Source organism: Dactylosporangium sp. NPDC051541, assembly GCF_044454505.1.
Taxonomy (GTDB): domain Bacteria; phylum Actinomycetota; class Actinomycetes; order Mycobacteriales; family Micromonosporaceae; genus Dactylosporangium.
On record NZ_JBITDU010000001.1, the window covers coordinates 1,272,677 to 1,272,924 of the forward strand.

The window sequence follows — 248 nt, forward strand, 5'->3', positions numbered from 1 at the left end:
TGTGCTCGCGTCCGTCCATGGCCGCGCCTGCATCTGCGTCCGCGCATGGCGGCGTCCGCGCATGGCCGCGCCCGTGCTCGCGTCCGCCCATGGCCGCGCCTGCATCTGCGTCCGCGCATGGCGGCGTCCGCGCATGGCCGCGCCCGCGCCCGCGTCCGCGCATGGCCGCGCCCGCGCCCGCGTCCGCGCATGGCCGCGCCCGCGCCCGCGTCCGCGCATGGCCGCGCCCGCGCCCGCGTCCGCGCATG